The 22626-nt window shown below is 56.2% G+C and carries 20 protein-coding genes; 10 read left to right on the plus strand and 10 right to left on the minus strand.

Translation table 11 applies throughout. From position 1 onward, the window contains the following. Positions 1–108: 108 nt before the first annotated feature. The 3 genes from dnaG to rpsU form a co-directional block, all read right to left on the minus strand. A complete protein-coding gene (gene dnaG / locus G9Q73_RS10885; protein WP_177419810.1) occupies positions 109–1863 on the minus strand; it encodes a DNA primase in 1755 nt (584 codons plus the stop codon). A gap of 82 nt (positions 1864–1945) precedes the next feature. Then, entirely contained in the window at positions 1946–2389 is a 444-nt protein-coding gene (locus G9Q73_RS10890; protein WP_177419811.1) for a GatB/YqeY domain-containing protein, read from the minus strand. A gap of 24 nt (positions 2390–2413) precedes the next feature. Beyond that, entirely contained in the window at positions 2414–2629 is a 216-nt protein-coding gene (gene rpsU, locus G9Q73_RS10895) for a 30S ribosomal protein S21 (RefSeq protein ID WP_177419812.1), read from the minus strand. Between the two features lie 119 nt (positions 2630–2748). Between rpsU and tsaD the strand changes: the two genes are divergently transcribed. Further along, positions 2749–3780: a tRNA (adenosine(37)-N6)-threonylcarbamoyltransferase complex transferase subunit TsaD gene (gene tsaD, locus G9Q73_RS10900; protein WP_177419813.1), complete on the plus strand. Its 1032-nt coding sequence runs from the start codon at positions 2749–2751 to the stop codon at positions 3778–3780. A 164-nt stretch (positions 3781–3944) separates the two neighbouring features. Here the strand turns inward: tsaD and plsY are convergent, their stop codons facing one another. After that, a complete protein-coding gene (plsY, locus tag G9Q73_RS10905) occupies positions 3945–4532 on the minus strand; it encodes a glycerol-3-phosphate 1-O-acyltransferase PlsY (protein ID WP_177419814.1) in 588 nt (195 codons plus the stop codon). Between the two features lie 129 nt (positions 4533–4661). Between plsY and folB the strand changes: the two genes are divergently transcribed. From folB to G9Q73_RS10940, 7 genes are all read left to right on the plus strand, one after another. Then, positions 4662–5018, plus strand: a complete 357-nt coding sequence (folB, locus tag G9Q73_RS10910; protein WP_177419815.1) for a dihydroneopterin aldolase — start codon at positions 4662–4664, stop codon at positions 5016–5018. After that, complete coding sequence (gene folK, locus G9Q73_RS10915; RefSeq protein WP_369408880.1) at positions 5011–5544, plus strand: 2-amino-4-hydroxy-6-hydroxymethyldihydropteridine diphosphokinase; 534 nt, start codon at positions 5011–5013, stop codon at positions 5542–5544. The genes folB and folK overlap by 8 nt, the downstream gene beginning before the upstream one ends. 285 nt (positions 5545–5829) lie before the next feature. Then, positions 5830–7071, plus strand: a complete 1242-nt coding sequence (locus tag G9Q73_RS10920) for a DUF1015 domain-containing protein (RefSeq protein WP_177419816.1) — start codon at positions 5830–5832, stop codon at positions 7069–7071. A 31-nt stretch (positions 7072–7102) separates the two neighbouring features. Beyond that, complete coding sequence (locus G9Q73_RS10925; RefSeq protein ID WP_177419817.1) at positions 7103–8455, plus strand: RelA/SpoT family protein; 1353 nt, start codon at positions 7103–7105, stop codon at positions 8453–8455. A gap of 267 nt (positions 8456–8722) precedes the next feature. After that, positions 8723–8905, plus strand: a complete 183-nt coding sequence (locus tag G9Q73_RS10930; RefSeq protein ID WP_177419818.1) for a hypothetical protein — start codon at positions 8723–8725, stop codon at positions 8903–8905. A gap of 64 nt (positions 8906–8969) precedes the next feature. Continuing rightward, positions 8970–10394 carry a RelA/SpoT family protein gene (locus G9Q73_RS20475; RefSeq protein ID WP_369408950.1) on the plus strand — a complete coding sequence of 475 codons (1425 nt, stop codon included), beginning with the start codon at positions 8970–8972 and terminating at the stop codon, positions 10392–10394. 166 nt (positions 10395–10560) lie between these two features. After that, positions 10561–10902 (plus strand): DUF2956 domain-containing protein, encoded by a 342-nt coding sequence (locus G9Q73_RS10940; RefSeq protein WP_177419820.1) that lies wholly within the window; start codon positions 10561–10563, stop codon positions 10900–10902. A gap of 112 nt (positions 10903–11014) precedes the next feature. Here G9Q73_RS10940 and G9Q73_RS10945 read toward each other — a convergent pair whose 3' ends face one another. The 4 genes from G9Q73_RS10945 to G9Q73_RS10960 are packed head-to-tail and all read right to left on the minus strand — an operon-like array spanning position 11015 to position 15760. Beyond that, positions 11015–12229 carry an ABC transporter permease gene (locus tag G9Q73_RS10945; protein WP_177419821.1) on the minus strand — a complete coding sequence of 405 codons (1215 nt, stop codon included), beginning with the start codon at positions 12227–12229 and terminating at the stop codon, positions 11015–11017. Next, entirely contained in the window at positions 12230–13009 is a 780-nt protein-coding gene (locus tag G9Q73_RS10950; protein ID WP_369408951.1) for an ABC transporter ATP-binding protein, read from the minus strand. 7 nt (positions 13010–13016) lie between these two features. Further along, on the minus strand, positions 13017–15035 hold the full coding sequence (locus G9Q73_RS10955) for a vWA domain-containing protein (RefSeq protein WP_246345197.1): 2019 nt from the start codon (positions 15033–15035) through the stop codon (positions 13017–13019). Between the two features lie 2 nt (positions 15036–15037). Continuing rightward, a complete protein-coding gene (locus G9Q73_RS10960) occupies positions 15038–15760 on the minus strand; it encodes an SEL1-like repeat protein (protein WP_177419823.1) in 723 nt (240 codons plus the stop codon). 230 nt (positions 15761–15990) lie between these two features. Here G9Q73_RS10960 and G9Q73_RS10965 point away from each other — a divergent pair, with 230 nt between their 5' ends. After that, complete coding sequence (locus G9Q73_RS10965; protein WP_177419824.1) at positions 15991–16632, plus strand: adenylate kinase; 642 nt, start codon at positions 15991–15993, stop codon at positions 16630–16632. Here G9Q73_RS10965 and G9Q73_RS10970 read toward each other — a convergent pair. Together G9Q73_RS10970 and G9Q73_RS10975 are read right to left on the minus strand one after the other, a co-directional pair. Further along, positions 16611–19247 (minus strand): EAL domain-containing protein, encoded by a 2637-nt coding sequence (locus G9Q73_RS10970; RefSeq protein WP_177419825.1) that lies wholly within the window; start codon positions 19245–19247, stop codon positions 16611–16613. The genes G9Q73_RS10965 and G9Q73_RS10970 overlap by 22 nt on opposite strands. A gap of 154 nt (positions 19248–19401) precedes the next feature. Continuing rightward, positions 19402–21792 (minus strand): methyl-accepting chemotaxis protein, encoded by a 2391-nt coding sequence (locus G9Q73_RS10975; protein ID WP_177419826.1) that lies wholly within the window; start codon positions 21790–21792, stop codon positions 19402–19404. Positions 21793–22237: 445 nt separating this feature from the next. On the opposite strand from G9Q73_RS10975, the gene G9Q73_RS10980 reads away from it, so the two are divergent. Beyond that, the gene (locus tag G9Q73_RS10980; protein ID WP_177419827.1) at positions 22238–22417 is read left to right on the plus strand and encodes a hypothetical protein; all 180 of its coding nucleotides are present in this window, start codon (positions 22238–22240) and stop codon (positions 22415–22417) included. The last annotated feature ends 209 nt before the right edge of the window (positions 22418–22626 follow it).

Here is a 22626-nt window from a genome sequence, read left to right on the forward strand (position 1 = left end):
GCACGTTTGTTTAATTATTTTCCAGTAATGCCTTGAATTGCGCCTTGTTTCCATGCGTTTTATCCGAAATGTGACGGGTCTGTGTTTTACGTCAGTTGTCCCTGTGCGCTATTCGTTTTCATTGTCGGCCTCTATTTTGCCGGGAAATCTTTGTCTAAGCTCCGACAGCTCTTCAGACATCTCACTGAGCGGCGCGTTCCTTGGCGCCAATGTATTGGCTTTTCTATATTGATCGACAAGCCTGTTTAGTACGTCACGAAACTCCGCTTCATGATCCATGCCTGGAAAATCAAATCGGCGTGCCGCAATTTTCGCCAGTTTGGGATACTCATCCCGATCACGCCAACGTTCGAGTAGTGTTGCTTTATTAAGCGTAGGATGGGTATGGATAATTTCAAGTAATTCATGCAGTAGAGGGATTCCCGGTGTGTCCCAGTTTTTCCAGTCGTCGGATACTTCTTTTGCTACCGGTGCCACGGTTGGCATGTCGAGCAGCAGGGCGATGGCGTTGCTGATCAGTTTGGGCCGCTGTTTCCGATACTCCCCACCCGATGCGGGAGGGCGCATGCCGGGTTGGGGCGGATTGGCGCTATTGCCAAGAGTGCCGCTCTGCAGGCCCACTGTCTGCTCCAGTTGCTGATACATCATGCGACGGAAGATGCCGGGAGGCAGTTTCTCCAGCAGGGGTCTCGCCAGTTCGGCCAGCCGGGCGCGTCCATCGATGGTGTCCATGCGAACCTGGGACGCCTGGTGCTCGAGCAGGAAGTTTGAGAGTGGCTGTGCCTGATCCAGACGCAGGTCGAACGCTTCGCTACCCTCCTTGCGGATCAGGGTGTCGGGGTCTTCGCCGTCCGGCAGGAAGAGGAAACGGGCTTCGCGCCCCTCGCGCATCACAGGCAGGGCAGTCTGCAGTGCCTTCCAGGCAGCGTCGCGTCCCGCTCGGTCGCCATCGAAACAGAAGACCACCTCAGGACAGGTGCGAAAGATCAGCTCCAGATGTTCCGGTGTGGTGGCGGTGCCCAACGTGGCCACGGCATTGCGAATGCCGAACTGGGCCAGGGCAACCACATCCATGTAACCTTCGACCACCAGCAGACGCTCGATCTTGCGCAGTGCCTGCTTGGCCTCATAAAGCCCATAGAGCTCACGGCCTTTATGGAACAGGGGGGTTTCCGGTGAATTGAGGTATTTGGGTGTGCTGTCATCCAGTACACGCCCGCCAAAGCCGACAGTTCGGCCGCGCTGGTCTCGAATGGGGAAGATGATTCGGTTGCGGAAACGGTCGTAACGTTTTTCGTCGGGTTCCGAGATGAGCCCGGTTTCGCGCAGTCTGCCGATGGCCTGTTCATCGGTGCCAAAATGTTTCAGCAGGTTGTCCCAGCCGGGCGGGGCGTAACCGATGCCGAAGGCGGCAGCGATCTCGCCGCTCAGACCCCTGTTTTTCAGGTACTGGACCGCTTGTGGGGCCTGTGGATGTTCGCGCAGTCGACTGCGGTAGAAGTCAGCCGACTTTTCAAGCAGATCGTAGAGCGGTCGCAGATCCGGCCCTTGCGAGACTCCAGCCTCTCTGGGGACTTCCAGACCCGCCATGCCTGCGAGATCCTCGACGGCTTCGACGAAGCCCAGGTTGTCATACTCCATCAGAAACCCGATGGCGGAGCCGTGGGCGCCGCAACCGAAGCAGTGATAGAACTGTTTTTCGGCGCTGACGGTGAAGGAGGGGGTTTTTTCGTCGTGGAACGGGCAGCAGGCCTGGTAGTCTCTGCCGGCTTTTTTCAGGGAGACGCGGTGGTTGACCACGTCGACGATATTCACGCGCGTGAGGAGGTCATCGATAAATTGAGGGGGGATTCTTCCTGCCATGATGTCTGGCGGCTCTCAGCAACAGGGTCCGCTTAAGGATAGCGGAAAGTGGAGTTGCCGGCGGAAGATCTGGATGTGGCTGTCAGCCTGCCAGTTTCTGCTTTACCAGTCCGCTGACCTTGCCCATGTCGGCACGGCCCTGCATCTTTGGTTTCAACTGTCCCATCACCTTGCCCATGTCCTGCATGGCACTGGCACCTGTGGCGCTGATGGCCTCGTCGATCATTGTGACAATCTCTTCGTCGCTCAGGCCCTCCGGCAGATAGTCCTGAATGACTTCGATTTCGCGCTGTTCCTGTTCAACCAGCTCGGTGCGTCCTGCTTGTTCGAACTGACTGATCGAATCCCGGCGCTGTTTGATCATCTTGTCCAGGATGGTCAGCACCTGCGTGTCGTCGAGTTCGATACGCTCGTCGACTTCGCGTTGTTTGATTGCAGCAGTGATCAGGCGAAGGGTGCCAAGCCGGGGCTTGTCCCTCGCCTTCATGGCGGTCTTTACATCATCCAGAATCCGTTGTTTCAACATTGCCGAAGCGTCGGTCAGATAGGATCAGTACTGGCGTTCCCAGCGACGGTTCTCGCGCGAGACCTTCTTCAGGTGACGCTTGACCGCTGCCGCAGCCTTGCGCTTGCGCTCCCAAGTGGGTTTTTCATAGAACTCGCGGCGACGGACTTCGGCGAGGACGCCGGCCTTCTCGCAGGAGCGCTTGAAACGGCGCATAGCAACTTCAAAAGGTTCGTTCTCTTTGACGCGTACGTTGGGCATCTGTGTGTGCTTCCTAGGACTCTGTTAAGCTTTGCAAACGGTGAAAGGCGCGAATTTTACGCACAGATGCCGGGTTTTGCAAAGTTAATCGTACATGCTCTATGGGGAAACGACAGAATATGCGGGTTTTGGGAATAGAGACCTCTTGTGATGAGACCGGTGTGGCTGTCTATGATAGCGATGGTGGCCTGCTGGCTCATGCGCTGCACAGTCAGATCGAAATTCATGCCGAATACGGGGGAGTGGTGCCGGAGCTGGCTTCGCGTGACCATGTGCGCAAGGCTTTGCCGCTGATTCGGGAAGTTTTTCATCAGGCGCAGATCCGCAGTGAGTCCATCGATGGCGTGGCCTACACGGCTGGCCCCGGTCTGGTGGGGGCCTTGCTGGTAGGTAGTGCGATTGGGCGCAGTCTGGCCTGGGCCTGGCAGGTGCCGGCGGTGGGCGTGCACCACATGGAGGGGCATCTGTTGGCGCCGATGCTGGAGAAGGAGCCGCCCGGCTTCCCGTTTATCGCCATGCTGGTCTCCGGTGGACATACCCAGCTGGTCGAAGTGGATGGGATCGGCAGATACCGCCTACTGGGGGAGTCGCTGGATGATGCGGCGGGTGAGGCGTTCGACAAGACCGCCAAACTACTGGATTTACCCTATCCCGGTGGACCGGAGCTGGCGAAACTGGCGCTGGATGGCAATCCCAAGCGCTACCGTTTTCCGCGTCCGATGACAGATCGTCCCGGGTTGGACTTCAGTTTCAGTGGACTCAAGACCTTTGCCCTCAATACCCAGCAGGCGGCCAAGCGGGAGGAAGGCGATCCGCTGCCCCGGCAGACCCTGGCGGATATTGCCCGGGCCTTCGAGGATGCGGTGGTGGATACCCTGATGATCAAGTGTCGCCGTGCGGTAAGGCAGACCGGCGTCAAGACCCTGGTAATGGCGGGCGGTGTGAGTGCCAATCGCCGTTTGCGTGAATGCATTGGTGAGATGATGGTGAAAGAGGGCGGACGCGCTTACTACCCGCGAGCGGAATTCTGCACCGACAATGGGGCGATGATCGCCTACGCGGGTTGGCAGCGTCTGCGGGCCGGGCAGAGTGAGCCGTTGCGGTTTTCCGCCAATCCCCGCTGGAAGATGGAGAGCTTGGGGGCGGTTTAAGAAAAAAGGCAAAAGGTGAAAGGGCCGTAGGCCGGTTCAAGCGTAGCGGAACCGGCAACCTCAATAGCATCCTGATTGCCCGATCCGCTACGCTTGATCGGGCCTACATGCTTGACTCAAGAATCGGGCAAATCGTAGATTTGCCAGCCTTTTGCCTTTAACCTTTAACCTTTAACCTTTCCCTCCACTCCCTGCAGTAGGTTGCGGATGTTGCTGCGGTGACGCCAGAACAAAATAGTGCTCATCACTGTCTGCATGATGATCAGCTCCGGTGCCGGCCAGAAGTACCAGACAAAAACAGGGGCCACTGCCATGGAGACGAGGGCGGCCAGGGAGGAGATGTTAAGTACCTTGGCCATGAAGAGCCAAACCAGTGCCACTGAGCCACCGACTGCCCAGTGCAGGCCGAACTGCACGCCCAGCGCAGTCGCCACACCCTTGCCTCCCTGAAAGCCAAAAAACAGTGGATAGAGATGACCGAGGAAGGCCGCCATGGCGGTGAGGGCGAGGATCAGCGGTGAGTCGGTGAGCAGATGGGCGATCAGCATCGGGATCAGCCCTTTCAGCATGTCACCCAGCAAAGTGATTGCTGCGGCTTTTTTGCCGCCGATTCGCAGCACATTGGTGGCGCCGGGGTTGTTGGAGCCCTGGGTGCGGGGGTCGGGCAGCCGCATTAATTTGCAGACGATGATGGCGCTGGAGATGGAGCCCAACAGGTAGGCGCCGAGTACGAGCAGTATTTCAATGATCATAGGTGAATTGGAACCCTAAGCCACTACAAGGTCAATACCTGCTGACACGGAAGGTGCTCACCGGATTGGATTTTCTCCTCCGTATCTCTAACATGTCATTTCTCAATAGCTAAACAATAACGAGAAACTATGGATATTGTCTTCATCAGAAACCTGCGCATCGAGACGGTAATCGGTATCTACGACTGGGAGCGGGAGATCAGGCAGCCGGTGGTGCTCGATCTCGAAATGGGGGCTGATATCGCCCGCGCGGCAAAGAGCGATCATATCGACGATACCCTGGATTACAAGGCGGTCTCCAAGCGGCTGATTCAGTTCGTGGAGGAGAGTGAGTTCCAGTTGGTGGAGACGCTGGCGGAGCGCTGTGCGGAGATCGTGCTCGATGAGTTCGAAGTGCCTTGGGTGCGGTTGACCATGAACAAGATCGGTGCGGTAAGTGCGGCACGGGATGTCGGGGTCATCATCGAGCGGGGCAGTCGTGACTGAGCCTGCGGTGGTCAGAGTCTGGTTGAGCCTGGGCAGCAATATCGACAGACAGCGCCATATCACTCAGGCACTGCATGATCTGAAGGCTCAATTCGGTGAACTGGTGGTCTCCCGCGTCTATGAGAGTGAGGCTGTCGGTTTTGATGGAGAGAGTTTTTACAATCTGGTGGTGGGGATTGAAACCGGTTTGCCTGTTGAAACGCTGGCCCAGCGGCTGCGGGGGATCGAAGATGCCAATGGCCGGGTGCGCTCGGGAGACAAATATACCCCCAGAACCCTCGATATTGACCTGTTGACCTACGGTGACCAGGTGATAGATACACCAAAACTGCAGCTGCCGAGGGATGAAATCACCCGTTACGCCTTTGTCCTGTTGCCGCTGTCTGAGGTTGCGGGTGAAGAGATGCATCCCCGGAGCGGGAAAAACTACCAGGCGCTTTGGGATGTTTTCGAAGGCGCAGATCAGCGTCTCTGGCCCGTGGATGACCAGCCGGCAGACAGAAAAGAAAAAGCCCCGGCTCCCTGATCCGTGGGAGCCGGGGCGATGTCGCCCTGCTTGGTTGGCAAGTGTTTCAATCCCTGGTGCATCCGTGCGCCTTGGTGTCATCCATAATGTCCCTACGGCGACAACTTAATCTTGGCACTTGAAGCAAATTTTATCTGCGGGAAATATCCGGCGTTTATGTAGGAATTTTCTGACATGGATCAGGGAATGTGCTTGATCTGTGGCTCGTGCATTTGAAACAATCCCCTGGTTAACTTTTTGTTGGCGCCGTAGCGTCACCCCTACCTGAACTTTAAGGATCTCAACATGCCGTTGATCAGAGCATTTCCGGGGCTGCGTCCCGCCGCTGGTCGTGCCGCCGATGTGGCCGCCCCACCTTACGATGTAATGAACGAGGCGGAAGCCCGCGAGATGGTGGTGGGCCGTCCCTGGAGTTTCCTGCATATCTCCCGTCCCGAGGTGGATCTGCCTGAAGGCACAGACCCTTACGCGTCCGAAGTCTATGCCAAGGCCGCGGAAAATCTGGCGAAGATGGTGGAAGAAGGCGTGCTGGTGCGGGATGAGAAGCCCTGCTACTACGTCTATCGGCTGACCATGGGTGAGCATGTGCAGACTGGTCTGGCAGCGGCTGCTTCGGTTGAGGCTTACGATAGCAACCGCATCAAGAAACATGAATTCACCCGCCCCGCGAAGGAGGATGACCGGGTGCGCCAGGTCGATGCCCTCAACGCCCAGACAGGTCCAGTGTTTCTGGTCTACCCCAGCACCCCCAGTGTCGACGACACCCTTGCCAGGGTCTCCGAGGCCGCGCCGGATATGGATGTCACCGCCGCTGATGGTGTACGGCATGAGATCTGGGTAGTGGACGATGAGAACACGGTTGCCCGGTTGACCGACGCTTTCGATGCCATGGATGCCCTCTACGTGGCCGACGGCCACCACCGCTCGGCGGCGGGTTCCCGGGTGGGTGCCGCCCGTAAGGCGGACAATCCAAACCATACCGGCGACGAGTCCTACAATTACTTTCTGACCGTAATTTTCCCCCACAACCAGATGCAGATCCTCGACTACAATCGGGTGGTGAAGGATCTCAACGGGCTGGATCCGGCTGCCTTTCTCTCTCAGGTCGGTGAGGTCTTCAGTGTCGAGACCAGCGATTTGCCGGTTAAGCCGTCGCAGCCTGCCGAATTCGGCATGTATCTGGACAAGCAGTGGTACCGGCTGCGCCTGAGTGGCGAACGTATCCCCAGCGACGATCCGGTGGGGCGGTTGGACGTGAGTCTGTTGGCCGACAATCTGATCGATCCGATTCTTGGGATCTCCGATCCCCGCTGTGACAGCCGCATCGACTTTATCGGCGGCATTCGCGGTCTGGCGGGTCTGGAGAAAAGGGTGGACAGCGGTGAGATGCAGGTCGCCTTCTCGTTCTTTCCCACCGGGATGGAAGACCTGATGGCGGTAGCCGATGCCGGGGAGGTGATGCCCCCCAAATCGACCTGGTTCGAACCCAAGCTGGCGGATGGACTTGTGAGCCATGTACTCGACTAATGTTAGCAGGCGCTAACACAGTGAATCGCCAATGGTCAGTGTAACCACCAGTCTGCCTGCAGGAACGGGTGTCGATCAGCAGGGCATCGATGCCTGGCTGGCGGCGTATGGGCAGGAGAACAGCCGGGAAGATGTCGACTATCTGCGGGACGCCTGTGAACTGGCGCTAGGTGCGGGTGGCGACGTCTTTCTTCCCTCCGGTGAGACCCGGCTGCGTCATGGCCTGTCGGTGGCGGAGATTCTGTTTGGCATGCGCCTCGACCGCGAGACCCTTGCGACGGCGATACTGCTTGGGTCGCTGACCGATTCAACGATCACTCTGGAGCAGCTGGAAGAGCGCTTTGGCAAGAGTGTTGCCACCATGGTGGATGACCTCACCCGTATCGACGCCCTGACCGGTCTATCCTCCGAAACCAAACATGTGGATGAGGCGGAGCACGCAGAGAACCTGCGGCGACTGTTGCTGGGGATTGCGGAAGATGTCCGCGTCGTGTTGGTTGTTGTGGGCGAGCGGTTGCATCTGATGCGTATTGCCAGAGAGCTTCCCGAAGAGACCCGTCTGCGTCTGGCGCAGGAGACTCGTGCCATCTATGCGCCACTGGCCAACCGACTGGGCATCTGGCAGGTCAAATGGGAGTTGGAAGACCTGTCGCTGCGTTTTCTCAATCCGGATGATTACAAGCGTCTGGCCAGTCAACTGGATGGACGGCGCGAGGAGCGGGAACAATTTATCAACGAAGTGATTGAACTGCTTGACGGGGAGTTTCGCAAACAGGGCATAGAGGCGGATATCAGCGGCCGTCCCAAGCATATCTACTCTATCTGGAGGAAGATGCAGCGCAAAGCGGTGGATATCGAACAGATCTTCGACCTGCGTGCGGTGCGGGTGTTGGTGAGAGACATTGGCCAGTGTTATGAGGTGCTTGGTATCGTGCACGGGCTCTGGAAACACATCCCCGGTGAATTCGATGACTACATTGCCACACCCAAGGCGAATATGTATCAATCTATCCACACTGCGGTGATTGGTCCTGAGGATAAGACTCTGGAGGTACAGATTCGTACACAGGATATGCATCACCATTCGGAGTTGGGTGTTGCAGCTCATTGGCGCTACAAGGAGAACGCCAAACATGATGCTGATTTCGAGCTGCGTGTTGTCTGGATGCGCCAATGGCTGGAGTTGAAGGAGGGTAGCGAATATTACGGTGACCATCTTGAACAGCTCGACACGGAGATGGAGGTGACCCGCATCTATGTCCTCACGCCGCAGAGCAAGGTGGTCGAGTTGCCGAAAGGCTCGACGCCGCTCGACTTCGCCTATGCGGTCCACACCGTGGGCACGAATGCGGGAACAGGTGGATATGGCCACATTGGTAGCTAATAACGCGCCCCTGAAGAGCGGTGAAATCGTTGAAGTGTTGACCTCGAAAAAGGAGCAACATGGCGGTTCGGATCAATCCTCATCTCGGCTATCTATATGAAGAGTAGTCAGGCGCGAAAACCGGGTGCATGATGATTCAACACCTTGGTACTATAATGTCGAGCGCTTGGCCGCGCGGCATGGACAGGAGATCATCCGTCCTCAGTGTGATCGAAAAGCCCGATCTGAAGAAGTCGCGGAAACCTGCAATCTCGGCTGGAGTTGACGATGTCTATACCGCCATCGGCCGTGGCGACTGTCGCCATTACAGGTGGCTGGTTCGGGATAGAAAAGCAGTCGGAGCCGACCGAACTGCCCCTGGAAAAGGCGTGCCAAAGCGCAGATCAAAGGCGAAGTATGGTGGTAGTGGATGGGAATGTCGATGATCTGTTGACCAGCATGGCCCGTTAACGCAAACGATCCCCTATGATTCTATTGTCGGCTATGTCACCCGCGGTCAGGGTGTGACAAGCATATCTACTCTATCTGGAGGAAGATGCAGCGCAAAGCGGTGGATATCGAACAGATCTTCGACCTGCGTGCGGTGCGGGTGTTGGTGAGAGACATTGGCCAGTGTTATGAGGTGCTTGGTATCGTGCACGGGCTCTGGAAACACATCCCCGGTGAATTCGATGACTACATTGCCACACCCAAGGCGAATATGTATCAATCTATCCACACTGCGGTGATTGGTCCTGAGGATAAGACTCTTGAGGTACAGATTCGCACACAGGATATGCATCACCATTCGGAGTTGGGTGTTGCAGCTCATTGGCGCTACAAGGAGAACGCCAAACACGATGCTGATTTCGAGCTGCGTGTTGTCTGGATGCGCCAATGGCTGGAGTTGAAGGAGGGTAGCGAATATTACGGTGACCATCTCGAACAGCTCGACACGGAGATGGAGGTGACCCGCATCTATGTCCTCACGCCGCAGAGCAAGGTGGTCGAGTTGCCGAAAGGCTCGACGCCGCTCGACTTCGCCTATGCGGTTCACACCGATATCGGGCACAGATGCAGGGGAGCAAAGGTGGATGGCCACATTGTGCAGCTCACGCGCCCCCTGAAGAGCGGTGAAATCGTTGAAGTGTTGACCTCGAAGAGCGGCACGCCCAGCCGGGACTGGATCAATCCTCATCTCGGCTATCTGAAGAGCAGTCGGGCGCGAAGCCGGGTGCGCCAGTGGTTCAAACACCTCGATTATGAGCACTATGTCGAGCTTGGCCGCGCGGCGCTGGACAGGGAGATCATCCGTCTCAGTGTGATCGAAAAGCCCGACCTGGAAGAAGTCGCGGAGAGACACAATCTCAAACAGGTTGACGATGTCTATGCCGCCATCGGCCGTGGCGAACTGTCGCCCGTACAGGTGGCTGGTTCCGGAATAAGAGAAAAGCAGTCGGAGCCGACCGAACTGCCCCTGGAAAAGGCGCGTGCCAAAGCGCAGATCAAAGGCGAAGTGGTAGTGGATGGGGTCGATGATCTGATGACCAGCATGGCCCGTTGCTGCAAGCCGGTCCCCTATGATTCTATTGTCGGCTATGTCACCCGCGGTCGGGGTGTGACGGTGCATCGGCGAAATTGCTCCAATATCCGCGCGATGGATGAGGAGGAACTGGGGCGTCTGGTGGAGGTGTGCTGGAGTACTCAGCATGAAGATTCAACCTACCCGGTCGATATCCGTATCTTTGCGGCAGACCGTAAGGGACTGCTGCGTGATATCTCATCGATCTTCACCGGCGACGAGGTTGATGTCATCGGCGTCACAACGAACAGTGATCGCAAGACCGATACCGCCACGATGCAATTTACCGTCGAGGTGAACGATATGGAACAGCTCAGCCGTCTGCTGACCAAGGTCGAGCAGCTGCCTGACGTGATGGACGTTAAAAGGGTGGTTTAAGGAGCTTCTGAACGAATCATGATCAAGTGCCTTGACGCCAGAATTCGCCACTTTTTCGTTGCAAATCTTCGCAATAGCTGGCTATTACGTACGATTTGCGCCTCAAATTGGCGTATTCTGATCGCCAATTCATCTTGCTCAGATTCATTCAGAGGCTCCTAAATCGATGGCAAAATATTCCAAAAAAGCGCAGGTTTCGGATGAAACCAGGGACGAAGCGATGAAGATTGCGCGCGGGACGCAAAAACCGGGACAGACCAAGGAGCAGACGAAGCTGATTGCCCAGGGCATCAAGAAGGGCATTGACCTCTATAAGAAGCAACACAAGGTCAAGGCGCGGGAGCTCGATAAAAAACTGAAAAAAGCCACGACTTCAGCGGCACCGGAACCCACACAGCCGGAAGCAGTCCCGTCCACTACACCGCGGAAAAGCAGCAAACTTCCCTGGATATTGCTGTTGCTCTCCTGGCTCTGTTTTGCCGCCTATTTTTTTCTATTCAGAGTGTAGGCTCGATCAAGCGTAGCAGATCGGGCATTTTTAAATTGACGGGCTGCATGGGATTGCCGGTTCCGCTGCGCTTGAACCGGCCTACTCCTCGGGGTATTTCAGAGTGCCGCTCCTACGTTAATATCCCGCAAGCCCTCGAAGGCTCGACTCTGGCAGCGCGGTACCCCGCCAGGGTGGCGGCGAGGATAGCGGCGGTGCAGGTCAGTCCCAGAGCGATGAGAAAATGTTCAGGCAACAGTCGGCAGACAGTGTCGCTACTCTCCAGTTGTGAGGCGAACATCTCATTGATGGTGTAGGCGACGCCCAGGTAGATCAAGGATGCACTGGCCCAGCCGAGGACGCCGGTAAAAAGTGACTGGATCACCGGGAACCAGATGATATCACCAGTGCGAAATCCCACCAGTCGCAGTACGCTCAACTCTTTGCGCTTACGGTCAACATTGGCCCATAAGCTGGCGCCGAGAGAGAAAGAGAAGCCGATCAGGCCGATCACGGCGATCAGCCAGAACACCGCACTCAGGTTACGATCCATGTTGCGCACGATCTCGATATCCGCTGCGCGGGTGCGGACCTCTATACCCTGCTGCAACAGTATCTTACTGATCGGTTCGACATCATAGATGGAGCGGGTATAGAGCCGGAAACTGGGGTAGGTTCGCCCCGTGCCTTCCGGTTTGTTGCCCTTCCAGCCGAGGGCAGGCACCGCCTGGCCGTCACGAAACGCCTCTGCCGACTCCACCAGATAGACAGGGGCGAATGCGCCGTCACGGCTGAATGCACCCGGTTTGGCGATATCCGCGACCGTCAGTTCGATATGCACCCGTTCGCTGCGGCCACGGAATCTCCGGGCCAGGCTGCCGCTTATCTTGTCGCCCTTGCTGGCCTTGAGTTTGCGTGCCGCAGATTCGGACAGGACGAGTTGATGCAGCCCTGTGGGTATATCGAGTCCGTTCAGCAGTGGGTCACCACGATCCGTGGGCAGCATCTCCACCGACAGGATGCGGGAGGCATTTTTGCTCTTGAGCTGAATAGTGGCGGCAATGGCGCGGGTGCGGGGCACGATGAAGTTGACGCCGTCCTGGCTGCGCAGGTTTTCGATCCAGGTTCGGTCGTAGCGGCCGCTGCCGATGGGGCGGATCTCCCGGTTGCGGGGATCTTCGATCAGATTGTCCAACATGCTGCCGATGATGCCGAACTTGAGTCCGAAGAGGATCATCATCGGAGCCAGCACGGCGGCCAGGGCGATCACGAAGAAGCTGGACATCTGCCATTCGTTTTTGTAATCGCGATTGGCGAGCCAGAAGACGTTTTTAAAGCGGCGCAGCACTTACCCACTCACCACGGTTTCGGTGGTATTGCCATTATCCTCGCGCCGCGTGACGTGGGAGAGGTGACGCAGACCTAGCCGGTTGATATGCCGCCAGGCATGGCTGGCGATGATGACGGTGATATGGAGTTCGTCCACCAGTTCGATGAACAGCGACATGATCTTCTCAGCGGCGATCGGATCGAGGGAGGCGGTCGGTTCGTCGGCGATGACGATGGAGGGGCGATGAGCCAGGGCGCGGCCGATGGCAACCCGCTGGCGTTCCCCTACGGAGAGCAGGTGCGGCAGCTTGTCGAGATGGCGCCGAATGCCGAGATTGCCGGCGAGTTCTTCGATCATTTCATCCCCCGGCATATTGAGCAGCCGCCGCGAGAGACCAATGTTTTCCCGCACCGTGAGATAGGGCAGCAGTCCTCCGGTCTGCATGACATAACCGATACGCTGACGGCGCAGGTCGCCAAGCCGGTTGAGCTGGTTTCTGCGCCAGTACTCTGAGATGTCCACGGGTTCGGTACCGGGTCCCGGGCGAAAGCGGAAGGAGCCTATTTCGCTGGGCTTCAGGGTCATGGAGAGCATGTCGAGCAGGGTGCTCTTGCCGCTGCCGCTTTCGCCGATCAGGGCGACCTTCTCCCCCATTGCGATCTGCAGGCTGGGCACGCGCAGGCGAAAGGCCACGCCCTCTGCCTCACGGGTCTTTACCACGTCGCGCAAATGGTAGATGAGTATCCTGTTGCCGGTGGGGTGGGGTGCCTCCGGCCGCTCATTGGAAAAACTGCTCACAGTCAATTTAAGGCAGCATTTCCAGCGCGATAGGGAATACCGAGTCGCCGGATACTGAACCGCCATCGAGGGAGACCCAGAGGTCGGTATGGTCGTGCAGAACCTGGTAGTAGTTGATCTTCTCCTCCATCCGGTGGATGAAGGCAAGTTGATCCCTCGCCGGCCAGTCCTGCCAGTTCTCCAGGGAGAGATTCATCACCTCTCCCGTGTAGGGCAGGTCTTCGATATATTCGCGCATGAAACCCATGTCCGCCAGATTGCCTTCGAGGGCGCCGCTGACACGGGTGGTGCTGCCGAGTTGCTCCGGATCCCGGGAAATGGTAGCGGCCAGACTTTTCAGATCATTGAGAAAACTGCGTGGGGAGAGCAGACCCTCCTCCGCGGTTTCCAGCACCTGACGCATGATGCTGTGCAGATCACTCAGTTGGTCTCGAGTCAGCAGGACGCGCACGTCCAGTGTCTGGCGCTCCGGGTTTTTGAAATCCCGATCCACCAGCCAGGCATTGAAAACGCTGGGAATCTGCTCCGCCTTGTCCTGCTGCAGATAGCGCATGCGAAGGGCATAACCTAGCTTTGCGACCTTGGCCTGGAACTGGGCCAGTTGATCCGGTTCCTCATCCGGCTCTTTTTTATCAGGTGCAGGGGCCGGCTGGCGCTGGAGTTCTTTACCCGCTGCGGCGATGGCAGTGACCTTTACCTGATCGGTGATCTGGTGGGCCAGAGCGTCCATGACGCGGCCAAAGCGGTTTACGTCGCCGGTCTTGACGCCAAAATAGAAACTGCCAATGCCGGGGTAGTAGGAGAGCGCCTTGTAGCGTTCCGCAGCGCTTTCGTGGTTGGCGTATTGGCTCGGGGTCAGCAGATGCAGCACCGAGAGGGCGATACCTTTATTGCGAGCGAGCCGGGCGAGGCTTTCGGCATTGAGACCGGTGCCGGAGAGGGGGTCGGAGGCGTCTCGCGGGCCAGCGTCGGTGATCAGCACGACATAGCGGGCGTCCTGTCCCTCCCAGTCGATGTTGTCGATGGCCTCGTTGATGCCGGCAAAGCTGTCTTCGATGAATCCTTTGCTGGAAACGGTGGCGGCCTTCAGCGAAGAGACCTGCCTGAAGAAACTGTCGGCGTTCTGTCCCTGTTCCAGGGTGACGTAGGTGCGGGTGAGGTACTCCAGTTCCGGCACGCTTTCGGGGTTGTCCCGAAAGGCGATCAGGCCAAAGCTGACATCGCCGGTCAGCTCTTCTTTGATGATGGTTTCGTAGACCTTGCGCACCGCCTCGCGGGTGCGGTCGATGTAGGGATCCATGGAGAGGGTGGCGTCGATGACAAAAACCACGCCTGAACGGAACCGTTTGGCTGGCGTTGCTGTTGGGTTGGCCGATTTAGCCTGTTCTCTCTCCGGTGGCTGCTTTTTGGCTGTCTGCAAGGGTACGCTGGAGACTTGCAGGATGCGCGCCTGCTCACTATCGAGATAGACATCCTCATGGCTGCGGATAGGGACCAGATAGAAATCCTTGAGTATGTCCACATGGATTTTTGGCTGGATGGCGATGACCGGAGATTCGGCGGTCAGTTTGCCGCTCTCAGCCTCCGCATAGACCTGCTTGTAATGCTCCAGGTCATAGCTATCCACCAGTGATTTGAGTCCCTCTTTATCTCTGAACAGAAGGACGCGGTCGTTGCCCAGGGGTTCTCTAAAGGCGATGGTCAGTCCCTGATTCCAGGGGATCAGATCCGTCTCTCTGATCCAGCCGGCAAGCTGACCATGGCGATTATGTCCCACCTGCTGCCAGCCCTCGCCATTGACTTCCCGCCGCGCATAGACATAAAAGGCGGTAAAGGGGATGGCTTTCTCCCCTGCTTTACTCTCAGGAGCGGAGTGGATGAGCGCATCCGGTTTGGCCAACACACGCTGATAGAGCGACTGTTTGTCCGGCATCAGCAGGGGGCGAAGAGGGGTTTCCAACGCGGCAAACAGTGGGCCGTTCGCCAGGGTGAGGAGCAGAATGAGGGAGAGGATTCGCAGTTGCATAGTCATTGCCAGTTCAGCAGCAGTCGTTGCGCTTGGGGGTCTCCGTCGGCAGCCGCCTGCTCGAGGGTATCGTGCAGTGTGGCGAGACAGGTCTGTGCCTCGCTGAGTCCATTCCCGGCGGCCATGGAGTACCACTTGAAGGCCTGAGTCGGGTCAGGGCGCTCAAGCACGTCGTTGTCGGCATCGAATGTGGCCGGGTCGTTCATCTTGCCCAGGATCAGGGCCGAGTCCGCGTGACCCTGCCGGGCGGTAAAGAAATAGAGCAGATAGGCGTCAGTGGTTTTCCCCTCCTGCTGGAATGAGTCTGCCCGTTGACTCAACTGATCCAGTTCCAGGTTCTCCCTGCCATTACGGATAGAGGCGATGAGGATTCTCGCAGCCTCACCCTCTTCCAAATCCGGGGTAGGGGGGGGGAGAGTCTGAGGCATCTCTAGCTTCGCTGCCTGAGTATCGATTGTTTCGGGTTTGGACTCAATCTCTACCGGCGCCGACTCTGCCGACTCCTCGTCCGGTTGCCTGGCCGCTTCGATCTGGGCGCGGATGATGGGGTCGATCTCTTCCTGCGATATCTCGGGACTTGCCTCTTCCGTAAAGAGCATCGGGTAGAACCAGAAGATCAGCAGGGCAACGGCCCCCAGTGCCAGGATCAGCCTGATACGCCCGTTGCCGCGGCGCGGGTTGCCGGAGGCGGGATCATCGTGGGTTGTCGGGTCAGGGGAGTTCATGCTGCGTCCAGGTCGACCTTGTTTAGGTTGGAGAATCCGTCTGCAAAACGAGCAGGAAGACGATGAATTTCACCAGAATGGACGACGAAAATCCACCGTTGGGGTGGTCTATTTGCAGACATTTTTGATTTTTTCCCCCAGTAGCGACACAATCTGCGCCCAATTCCCGTGTGAGCGGGGGAAACAAACTCATCAACTCGATTCACCATCTTAAGTAAAAGGGTAAGACTATGCGACTGATTCTTCTGGGTGCGCCCGGCGCGGGCAAGGGCACTGTAGCCAAACTGTTGACCGCTATCGACGGTTCCGTGCAGATCTCCACCGGCGATATCCTGCGCGCCGCCGTCAAGGCCGGCACCGAACTGGGCAAGAAGGCCAAAGCTGCCATGACCGCCGGTGAGCTGGTTTCCGACGACCTGATCATGGGTATCATGGGTGAGCGCCTGCTGGAAGACGACTGCAAGGCCGGTTTCCTGCTGGACGGTTTTCCCCGCACTATCCCCCAGGCAGAGGCGCTGAAAGAGCTGCTGGCCAAGCTGAATATCGGGCTGGACGGCGTGGTCAACCTGAATGTGCCGCGTGAGGTGATCCTCGACCGTCTGACCACCCGTCGTACCTGCGTGGACTGCGGCGCCATCTACAACGTCAAGAGCAACCCGCCGAAGGAAGAGGGCAAGTGTGACGCTTGCGGCGGTGCCGTGGTACAGCGTGACGACGAGACCGAAGTGGCGATCTCCAAGCGTCTGGACGTCTTCAACGAGCAGACCGCGCCGCTGGCCGGTTTCTATGAGGGCGAAGGCATGCTGTGGGACATCAACGCCACCTCCAGTGACGTCGTTGTCGAGACCATTCAGGCCAATCTGAAAGGCTGAGAATGATGTGTGGTATCGGTCCCAGTGGGGGCCGGTACCATCCAACCTGATTTCCTGGTCATCAACTTCTCGGCTTCTTTCGACGTGACAGGTGGAGAGAAGATATAGCCTTGAACGCTGTTGCAACCCAGTTCCTGAAGTTTTTCCAACTGCTCCTGCCTCTCCACTCCCTCGGCAATGACATCCATTCTGAAGCTTTTCGCGACGGCAACGATGCCCCCTATCAGATCGGCATATCGAGCTCCCTTGCCGATGTTTGATACGAAGGAGCGGTCAACCTTCAATGCGTCGAACGGAAAACGATGCAGGTAGCTCATCGACGAGTAGCCGGTGCCAAAATCATCGATATAGAGGCCCACTCCGAGTTGCTTGATCTGGTCGAGGATAGCGCAAGTGGTTTCCACATCCTCCATCAGAATGCTCTCGGTGATCTCAAGTCTCAGGCTTCTCGGCGGCAACCCCGTTTCCCGCAGTACATTCTCCAACCAATCGATATACCCGGGGAAAAGAACCTGTTTCAGCGAAAGGTTGACGCTCACGTACAGGTCAGCCTGGGAGGGGGATTGGCTAATCCATTGCTGCATCTGCCGGCAGGCCTTGCCTAATATCTGCGCTCCCAGCGCTTGGATCAAACCACTCTCTTCAGCGATCCGGATGAACTCGTCCGGTGAAACCATGCCGTATATTGGATGATCCCAACGGGCGAGGGCTTCGAAGCCGGCAAGACGGTCTGATTCGATGTCGATAATAGGCTGATAATGGACCTGCAAAGCTTCATTTTCCACTGCCTGGCGCAGATCTATCTCTTTGTTCAGCAGCATGATTGCCTGTGCATGCATTTCGCTGTCGAACACTGCAGTCTGCCCGGGGCCCTGGTTCTTGGCTCGGTACATCGCACTGTCAGCGTTGCGTAGCAGTTTCTCCGCATCCTGACTATTCGGCTTGGCGAGGGCAATGCCCACGCTGGTGGTGGAAAAGACCTCGTGTCCCGCCAGTTCAAATGGTCGTTTGAACATCTCATGTATGCGTCCGGCGATACGATAGGGTTCGGCGACATCATCAATCTCATCCAGCAGAATGATGAATTCGTCACCCCCTAGACGGGCCACCGTATCACTGGGGCGAATGCATGCCTGCAGTCGCTCCGATGCACCGATCAGCAGTTGATCACCTGCCGTATGGCCGAGACTGTCATTAACATTTTTAAACCGGTCAAGATCCAGGAAAAGAACCGCAAACAGGCTGTCAGGATGCCGCTTCGAATGCTGTATCAAACGATCCAATCGCTCCATGAACAGCGCCCGGTTCGGTAGTTTGGTCAAAACATCGTAAAAGGCATGTTGCTGCAGTTCCTGTTCAGCCTGATCTTGTATGATCATACCTGCCAGCACGTGGGTCACAGCCAATAGAAAACGGACTTCATCCTCGCTCTTCCGATGGTGCGCTTCAACATAGAGATTCAATATGCCGATGGTTCTATCGTTGGAGAGAATGGGGACGCAGTAGTGGCCGTGGTCCGCCATTGGCATGCCGGTATCCAGATGTCGCTCATCCACGCAATCCGTAAAGATTATTTCACCACTCTGTGCTGCACGACCACAAAGACATTTTCCGAAAGGTACCGTTGCGCAAGCCGTTTGCAGGGGTTTTGATAATCCCCGCTGTGCCAGCATTATCAACGAAGGATCGTCGCCCTCTACAAGAAAGATGCAGCCTTTCTCCTGAATGTAAAACCAAGGGATGGATAGTACCTGATCGAGGGATTGCTCCAGCTTCTCCTTCAATAGAACGGACTGCATGGAGATTTTGAGAATAGAGGAGAGCACCCTCTGCGAATGGTAATCCTGCCGGATCTTTTTCTCACTTTCCCGCAGATTGCATTCCGCCTGTTCCCGTTCCTGGATATGCAGGGACTGACGGCGGTAACCCATACCCAAACCGGCCATACCCACCAGCCAGATCGTAACAAGTATGGCTATCATTACCTGTGTATGCTGTCCGGCCTCCTCTTCAAGCTGGGCCATTGGTATCGATACGCTGATAGCTCCACTGAGGTCATCCAGTTTGAATCCCTGTTGAATATGGCATTTGAGGCAGGGCTTCGTCATCACCAATGGTCGAATCAGACGCAGATAGGGTTGCCCATCCAACGTTGTGACAGCGGTGATCTCCCTGGCTCCACCCTCGAAGGCCTCCAGCGCCTCCGCTTCCCAGGTATCTGGTTTGTTTGCCGGGTTTAACGGCCGTAATCCGCTGATGTGGCCACGGACTCCCGTGTCACCCTCATCGACCAGTTCGTAGAACCGGCGTGTCATCAAAGCCGGATTGATCAGGGTCAGGAGACGTCCGGATGGAGTGGATACATCCCGTTCCGGATAGTCCGCCAATAGTGGATCGGGTTGGGTCTGCTCGGTAACCGGTACATAGACGCCGCCGTGTTTGGCACCCCAGCGCCGGAAGGCGAGATCCTTGAAGAAATTGGTGCGTAGTTGGGTTCGCGCCTGCTCCTGAACGTTTTGGTACTCATTGTGGACACCCCAGGCAAGGGCGCTCAGAATGCACAATGTCCATGCAGCCGCCAAGCCGATAAACCAGGGTTTAACATTGTACTGCACTGACCGATCCGTCCCTTCCAAGCGATGATCCGATACGTTATTCTCTCGTGACATATTCGCCCTGCCTTCAGAGAGAAATAGGTCACCCGGCGCGTCATCTTTTCCAACAGACTACCCGTTACCTGAAGCAGGTCAACTACCGTTTCGTTAAAATTTAAGATCCACGATCCAGAATCTCGGCCTCGACTCTCCCCAATAGCCCAATGATCTCATCAGAAAGAGGTCCGACCTTTTGATATAGAGTCTCCGCATCAGCCGTTTCCCCCCTCTCCTTCAGCGTGACGATATCCTTGATGATGCGGTGCATCTCCGCATGGGGTTTATCTATCGCTTTCATCTGTGGGATATCACCATAGGTCTTGATCCCATCGGAATAATACCATTTACCCAACACACAATCGTGATGCGATACCGCTTCTTTGTGAGAGAGCGACTGTCTGCCGTCGAGGAAAGCTCGCAGCCGGGCCTTCCAGGCTAAATGCGCAGACTTTGCGGACTCAAAATCCAAATGCTTCTCACCTGCAATCGTAAACTGCTGAATGTTACCCTGGAGTTCTGCGGCCAGATTGCCCAGTCTATCTGTAATTTCTGTCGTCAAACGGGCATCCTGAGCTGTTTCCTTGCTGACCTTGCTGATGTTGGCAATGTTAAAACTGATCTCCTCAGCAACTGTGCGCTGCTGAGCTGAAGCCGTGGCGATCTGGGTGTTCACGGTGTTGATGGTGCTGATCGCCTCAGTGATCCTCTGCAAGGATTCAAGTGTTTGTCTAGCCTGCTCGACGTTGGCCACTGCCTTTTCCCTGCCTGCGCCCATCACGGAAACCGCACGGTGTGTGCCGGTTTGCAGGCGCTGGATCATTGCCTCGATTTCACCCGTCGATTCCTGCGTCCGGTTGGCCAGACTGCGAACCTCATCCGCAACCACGGCAAACCCCCGTCCATGCTCGCCGGCACGGGCCGCCTCGATGGCCGCATTGAGCGCCAGCAGGTTGGTCTGTTCCGCAATGCTTTTGATTACGTCCAGCACCGCGCCGATGTTTTTGCTGTCCGCTTCAACCTGTCCAATTACCGATTCGGCAGTTCGCACTTCGGTCGCAAGCGACTGGGTGGCGTCGGCAGTCACAGAGACAATATCGTGCCCGGCACTCGCCTCTTTCCCTGCAGCCTGTGCCGCTCTTTCAGCCGTTGCGGCATTTTTGGCAACATCGACAATGGTTGCTGTCATCTCATTCATGGCGGTGGCTACTTGCTCTGTCACTGTTTCCTGCTGACAAATCCGGCGCGTGATCTGGCTGGTTTTTTCCTCGGTCTGTGTCACTGCGGCGATTACTCCACTGGTAGAACGTGCAGCTTCACCAACCAGATCCCGGATCTTGTCTGAAAAGGCATTAAAACTATCGGCCAGCTGACCGATCTCGTCATCACCACATTTAAACAGGCGTCGTGTCAGGTCACCATCCCCACAGGCAATTTCATCCATGGTAGCCGCAGCATGCCGCAAGGGTTTGCAGATCACCCGGGCGATAACCCAGGCGATCAGCAAACCGACCAACAGGCCAAAAGCAGACAACGCCCAGACAAGCCGGGTTGTGCCTGAGGCATCAGCCAGCAGGGCATTACTGGTCTGTTTAATCTTGTATTCCTGTTCCTTTACCAGGGTATCCAGTTTACCTTCTATGTCCCGGAACAGCGGACCGATTTCACTGCGTATCAACCAGGCATCGGTACGCCATTTTTGACTGCCATGGATGGTGCGTAACTGCTTCAAATGTTCCTTGAATAGCGGCGCTCCCGCCTTGATCTGTTCCAATGCATCTGCCTGGTCCAGCGTCAATTCATCCCCATAGCCGGCAATTTTTACGACCAATTTGTCTGCTTGTTGAATATACAGTTCCATATCTGTTAATGCGGATTCACTCCGAAACGCCAAGTAACCACGAATACCGTTCATCACATTGCTCCAGACGTAGCGCAGATCAGCAATATCGGCCAGAAGCTGTTTGCGCATCTCATCAGACTCTTCCTCCAGTTCGGATAAAATCATCTGCGAGGTGAGCTGCGCCATGGTTCGGGTAATGGGGTTGATGTTGGCATTGGCGAAGGCGATGCCGGGGAAATTCTTCTCGGAATTGGCTGCCGCTTCAAACAGGCCAGTCTCAAGAGCGCGGAAACGCTGCACGTCGGTATCGATCGCTTCTACCAGCGCCAAGGCCTCTGTATCCTTGTCAATGGCAGGTAACTGTTTCAACGAGGCGATCACCTTGTCCACCCGGGCAAGCCCTTGCTGGTAGGCGGTCTTATGGGTCTCCTCCTTGCTGAGGAGATAGAATCCCAGCGCACTTGCTGACTGCTGGAGTTGGGTTGCCAGCTCTTTGGAGAGTATGAGAGTAGGTTGGCGCGCCTCCACCACCTCCGTGACTCGTCCCTGTACACCGCTCAGGCTGACCAGCGTCAAAGAGGATATAACGACCAATACTGATAGCACCAACCCAAACCCCAACCAGATTTTGAGATTGATTCGCAGGGATCCTAATAACTGTTTCATACTTCAAATTCCGTTGATTTTGCGAATAAATATTCCTTTTGGCACTGTGCATGGCGGTGATGCCAAGCGGCCGATGATCACCGTCGAAACCAGTGCAAAACCGACTAGAAAGATCAGACGGGATTTAATTGTTAAGTGATATGGGATATTCATAACCATCTCCCTTTGGTAATTTATTATTGGTATTGATTGAGGTGTACTTGAGAAATCCAATATTCTTGGAAAATACATCTCTCTATGCACCTTTCGGCTGGCTTGGCAAATACTTTAGAAAATTAGTGCGTCTATTTTTCTTGTCCTGTGCAGTGCTATCCTCCACTAATAAATTTTCTGTTTGTGTTAGTTTTGCAAGATGCGTTCAAGATAACCCTGGATGCAGTGACGAAGTCGCTCAATTGCGAATGAGTTGGCCCTGTCATTGTTAGTGATATTGGAGGATAGGTATTTGCTGAAAACGGCCCTACTCGGCAAGCTCTCATTCTGGCTCATCATCATCGGTGTTTTTGCCCTGATAACCCCAAATCCGGCCTGGCCGGAGTGGATGGCACGCATGGCGCTTTCCACCGGTATCGCCCTGGGCCTCACCACGATTGGCGTGGGACTCTGGAACCGGAATAAAAAATAAGCCGTTGACGGCGCTGTAATAGCGGGGCATGCTGTCTTCCATGATCCCTTTACACGTTAAACATCTGTTCGTCATGCGCCGACTGTCCATTTGGGCGGTGGTCATGCCGTCTGCGTGTCTGGAGGAGAAGATCAGCGATTGATCCGCTGAATTAAGTAAGATTCCGCAAGGCCGCAGATGGAAACATCTGCGGCCTTTTTTGTTTGGTG

This window comes from endosymbiont of Lamellibrachia barhami (assembly GCF_011947365.2).
Lineage (GTDB): Bacteria > Pseudomonadota > Gammaproteobacteria > Chromatiales > Chromatiaceae > QGON01.

Coding starts and splice junctions, on each gene's coding strand:
- dnaG (WP_177419810.1), bottom strand. CDS start 1,863: ATGGCAGGAAGAATCCCCCCTCAATTTATCGATGACCTCCTCACGCGC.
- G9Q73_RS10890 (WP_177419811.1), bottom strand. CDS start 2,389: ATGTTGAAACAACGGATTCTGGATGATGTAAAGACCGCCATGAAGGCG.
- rpsU (WP_177419812.1), bottom strand. CDS start 2,629: ATGCCCAACGTACGCGTCAAAGAGAACGAACCTTTTGAAGTTGCTATG.
- tsaD (WP_177419813.1), top strand. CDS start 2,749: ATGCGGGTTTTGGGAATAGAGACCTCTTGTGATGAGACCGGTGTGGCT.
- plsY (WP_177419814.1), bottom strand. CDS start 4,532: ATGATCATTGAAATACTGCTCGTACTCGGCGCCTACCTGTTGGGCTCC.
- folB (WP_177419815.1), top strand. CDS start 4,662: ATGGATATTGTCTTCATCAGAAACCTGCGCATCGAGACGGTAATCGGT.
- G9Q73_RS10920 (WP_177419816.1), top strand. CDS start 5,830: ATGCCGTTGATCAGAGCATTTCCGGGGCTGCGTCCCGCCGCTGGTCGT.
- G9Q73_RS10925 (WP_177419817.1), top strand. CDS start 7,103: ATGGTCAGTGTAACCACCAGTCTGCCTGCAGGAACGGGTGTCGATCAG.
- G9Q73_RS10930 (WP_177419818.1), top strand. CDS start 8,723: ATGTCTATACCGCCATCGGCCGTGGCGACTGTCGCCATTACAGGTGGC.
- G9Q73_RS10940 (WP_177419820.1), top strand. CDS start 10,561: ATGGCAAAATATTCCAAAAAAGCGCAGGTTTCGGATGAAACCAGGGAC.
- G9Q73_RS10955 (WP_246345197.1), bottom strand. CDS start 15,035: ATGCAACTGCGAATCCTCTCCCTCATTCTGCTCCTCACCCTGGCGAAC.
- G9Q73_RS10960 (WP_177419823.1), bottom strand. CDS start 15,760: ATGAACTCCCCTGACCCGACAACCCACGATGATCCCGCCTCCGGCAAC.
- G9Q73_RS10965 (WP_177419824.1), top strand. CDS start 15,991: ATGCGACTGATTCTTCTGGGTGCGCCCGGCGCGGGCAAGGGCACTGTA.
- G9Q73_RS10975 (WP_177419826.1), bottom strand. CDS start 21,792: ATGAAACAGTTATTAGGATCCCTGCGAATCAATCTCAAAATCTGGTTG.